Origin of the sequence: Bradyrhizobium sp., from assembly GCF_050014615.1 — a bacterium.
GTDB lineage: Bacteria > Pseudomonadota > Alphaproteobacteria > Rhizobiales > Xanthobacteraceae > Bradyrhizobium.
Map to the genome: position 1 here is coordinate 1 of NZ_JBEKCZ010000332.1, position 3,825 is coordinate 3,825.

General features: G+C 62.4%; 3 protein-coding genes and 1 pseudogene. 3 read left to right on the plus strand and 1 reads right to left on the minus strand.

The window, feature by feature from the left end:
- The 3 genes and pseudogenes from ABR948_RS29075 to ABR948_RS29085 all read left to right on the plus strand — a co-directional run.
- Positions 1-297, plus strand: a pseudogene (locus ABR948_RS29075) (glutamine cyclotransferase); the annotation flags it as partial.
- 43 nt (positions 298-340) lie between these two features.
- Complete coding sequence (locus ABR948_RS29080; protein ID WP_428124692.1) at positions 341-811, plus strand: SRPBCC family protein; 471 nt, start codon at positions 341-343, stop codon at positions 809-811.
- Positions 812-943: 132 nt separating this feature from the next.
- Positions 944-2,401 carry a sensor domain-containing diguanylate cyclase gene (locus ABR948_RS29085; protein ID WP_428124694.1) on the plus strand — a complete coding sequence of 486 codons (1,458 nt, stop codon included), beginning with the start codon at positions 944-946 and terminating at the stop codon, positions 2,399-2,401.
- A 12-nt stretch (positions 2,402-2,413) separates the two neighbouring features.
- Here ABR948_RS29085 and ABR948_RS29090 read toward each other — a convergent pair whose 3' ends face one another.
- Positions 2,414-2,764, minus strand: coding sequence for a PilZ domain-containing protein (locus ABR948_RS29090; protein ID WP_428124697.1), 351 nt, complete (start codon positions 2,762-2,764; stop codon positions 2,414-2,416).
- Positions 2,765-3,825: the final 1,061 nt, after the last annotated feature.

A 3,825-nucleotide genomic window follows, 5' to 3' on the forward strand; every position in this document is an offset into this window, starting at 1 on the left:
GTCGATCCCCAAACCGGCGCGATCCTTCGCACCATCGAATCCAAACGCGTCGTCACCGGGGTGACCTGGATCGACGGCGAGCTCTGGCACGGGACCTGGGAAGGTGAGGAAAGCGATTTGAGGCGAGTTGATCCTCAAACGGGAGAGGTACTGGAGAAGATCGAGATGCCGCCTGGCGTGGGAGTGTCAGGGCTCGAGTCCGATGGCGCCGATCAGTTCTTTTGCGGAGGCGGAGGCAGCGGTAAGGTGAGAGCCGTTCGCCGGCCGAGGCGCGCCGCTGCGGCAGGCAGCGGCTGATCGCGGACCCGCTGATATCTGGACCACGCCCGAACGAGGTCGCATGATCGAGCTGAAATTCGAGGCGGAGATCCGTGCCAGCGCCGAGCGGGTCTTTTCGCTCTTGGCTGAGCTGCGCGACTACGACCGCTGGCTTCCGCCGTCGGCGGCGTTCCGCGGGACGGTCCGGATCTCGGAGGGGCCGATCGCGGTCGGCACCACCTATCTGGAGCCGGGACCGTTCGGCACAAGGCGCGGCGTGCTCACGCAAATGGATCGGCCGACGCGGCTGGCGTTCGAGCAGCCGATGACCTTGAAGCCGCGCGCGCTGGGCGTGATCGGCATCAAGCTCCTGCACACACTGACCCCGGATGGTGCTTCCGTTCACCTTCTGCGCACCATCGAACTGTCGCCTCAGGGGCCTGTGAAGTTGCTGATGCCATTGCTGGTGGGGATGTTCCGCGCCGAAAACGAAAGAATGATGCAGACGCTCAAGAATTACGCTGAATCGAACCCTTCCGAGGCGCCGAAATGAGGTGGTCGGGCGGAACCATCTGGTCACGCCGCGTTGCGAATCAGCTAGCGTATTGCGATCCGCGGCCTGAGACATTTTTAACGAGTTGTGTCTAAGGATGGAGCGACATCCAACCCGGTCATTTGATTTCCAATGCCCGCCACCGACGACGCCAAGATGTTCGACCTCGCGCCAGTCTCGCTCTGGATCGAGGACTATAGCGCGGTCAAGGCGCTGTTCGAACAGTGGCACGCGGAAGGCGTCAACGACATCAAGGCATTCCTCGCCGCCGACCCCGACCGCGTGCGGCAGTGCTCGGAGCGGATCCGCATCCTCAAGGTCAACCGCAAGACCCTGTCGCTGTTTGGCGCGCGCGATCTCGCGCATCTGATGGCCAACCTCGGCCAGGTGATGCGCGACGACACCTTCAAGAGTTATGCCGACGAACTGGCCCAGTTCTGGAACGGGCAGACCAGCTTCGCCAGCCACTCGGTCAATTACACGCTGGCCGGCGAACGCCTCGATATCCAGGTCAACGGCACCATCCTTCCCGGTCACGAAGCGAGCTGGGACCGCGTCATGATCGCGATCGAGGACGTCACCGAGCGCGAAGGCGCCCGGCGCCGTCTCGCGGACAGCGAGACCTACGCGTTCGGCCTGTTTGCCCATTCGCCGGTCTCGCTGTGGGTGGAGGATTTCAGCGGCGTCAAACGCCTGGTCGACGACGTGCGCGCCCGCGGCGTCGAGGACTTCCGTGTCTTCACCGATGTGCATGAGGAATTCGTCCCGCGCTGCATGAGCGAAATCCGCGTGCTCGAGGTCAACAGCCGCACACTCGAACTGTTCGGCGCGCCCGACAAGGAGACGTTGCTGCGCAACCTCGCTGACGTGTTCCGCGACGAGATGGCGCCGCATTTTCGCGAGCAGCTCGTCGACCTGTGGGACGGCAAGCTGTTCCAGCAGCGCGAGGTGGTGAACTATGCGCTCGACGGCACCAAGCTGCATCTGCTGCTGCAATTCTCGGTGCTGCCCAACCATGAACACGACTGGTCGCTGGTGCAGGTCGCGCTGACCGACATCACCGCGCGCAAGAAGGCGGAAGCCTATCTCGAATATCTCGGCACCCATGACGTGCTGACCCGCACCTTGAATCGCTCGTTCTTTGTCGACGAGCTCAACCGGCTTGACCGCAAGGGACCAAAGCCGGTCACCATCATCATCGCCGACCTCAACGGGCTGAAGACCGCGAACGACGAACTCGGCCATGGCGTCGGCGACGCGCTGCTGCGCCGGGCCGGCGAAGTGTTCGGCTCGCTGGTCGCAAAGCCAGCCTCGGTGTCGCGGATCGGCGGCGACGAGTTCGCGGTGCTGCTGCCCGGCACCGACGCCGCCGGCGGCGAAGCCGTGCTCGCCTCGCTCGCGGAACTGATCGAGGTCAACAACCAGTATTATCCGGAATTTCCGCTGAGCATCTCGACCGGGATCGCCACCAGCCGGCCCGGCGACCGGCTGGAACAGGTGGTCAAGCGTGCCGACATGAAGATGCTGCACGCCAAGCGCCTGTATTACCTCGAGGCCAACCGCGACCGGCGCATCACCGGCGCCGCGTAAAAGGCCTGCCGCTCAATCGAAAGCAATACCGATCCGCCCTTCCCTGCGCCAGATCACCTGGCAGGGCAGATGCGATCCTTCGGCAATCAAGGTGAAACGTTGCGGAATTCGCGCGCGGCCGGTCGAATCCAGCTCTGCGCCCGCGGCGGACAGATTGCGAACCGTGCAGGCGATCTCGCCGCCGCCAAATTCGATCGTTCCGGAAGTTATCACCGGGTGCCTCGCCACCACGCGCCGCTCCGAACGCGAAGCGCTATCGGCGGCGCGTGCGGCGACCATGATGAAGGTCTCGCTGCAATTTGGGCAGCGGTAGGACCACATATCGTAGCCTTCGGCACAGGGTACGATCCCGCTGAGGACCATGGCGGTATGGCAGGTCCGGCAGGCCGGTGCTGAATCAAGCGATTTGGAAGACATCTCAGGAGTGAGTTAAAGGCTGCGGCGCGGGATGTGTATCCGCAAAATTACGTGAAGTCAGGTGTGACGCTGCTTATGCTTAACGTTGCCGGCGTGCACCTGCGGGGCAAACGCGTTCATGATATGAATTTCAAACAGCCAAGTCGAAAACAGATCTAGAGACCGTCATTGCCGGGCTTGACCCGGCAATCCATCTTCTTCGAAACAACTTCTTGCGAAGACGGACGGATGCCCGGGTCAAGCCCGGGCATGACAAGTGTGTTTGCGTGCATACCGCCCCCAATTAAACAGCCCATCCTTCGCAGACACATTTTCGCCTTCCCGCGACGCGAGGCGCCCGAGTTTTGCAGGAACTTGTGCCCCTCGAAAAACAGAGGGCGCAGGGAAAGCCGGGTGCTTGGCGCACCCGCAGCCCCCTGTGCAACAAAAAAGCACAGGGGTAGAAGCCACAGGTTCGCCGGAACGCCCGGCTTTCCCCGCGCAATGGTTTTAACGGTTTCCTTCGTGCTCTCCCTGGTGACCGGGCCTGGTTGTCACCATCACCTCGCGGACAGTTCCGCGAGACTTGACGCCAGCGTCGGGGCGTCGGGACCACACGACTTCGCCGTCCGCTTCAGGCGCTCTCGTCAGAAGCGCCATCCGCGTCCACCGCATCCCGCCCCGCGTTCGTGACGATGAGACGGGACGGTTTATTTTTAGAATTGATTTTAGCAACGGCCCAAGCGGAATATTTTTCGCAGCGGGGCTGGACATTGATTGGCGGGACAGGCGATCTGATTTGCCCGTCGGGCAGTTTGCACGCAACGCCCCTATTCCCGGCTGCGGCTCGTTGGTGTACGGCTCAGCCGGATCCGGCACATCCGATCAAAGCTTCGCCGAAACTCGTCGAATACGGGAAACCCGCCATGTTGTATTTTTCAACCACTCGCAGGGCCGCCATCGCGAGCCTCATCCTCGCAGCATCAGTGACCATCATATCTCCTGCGATGGCCGCCGACGGCAAAACA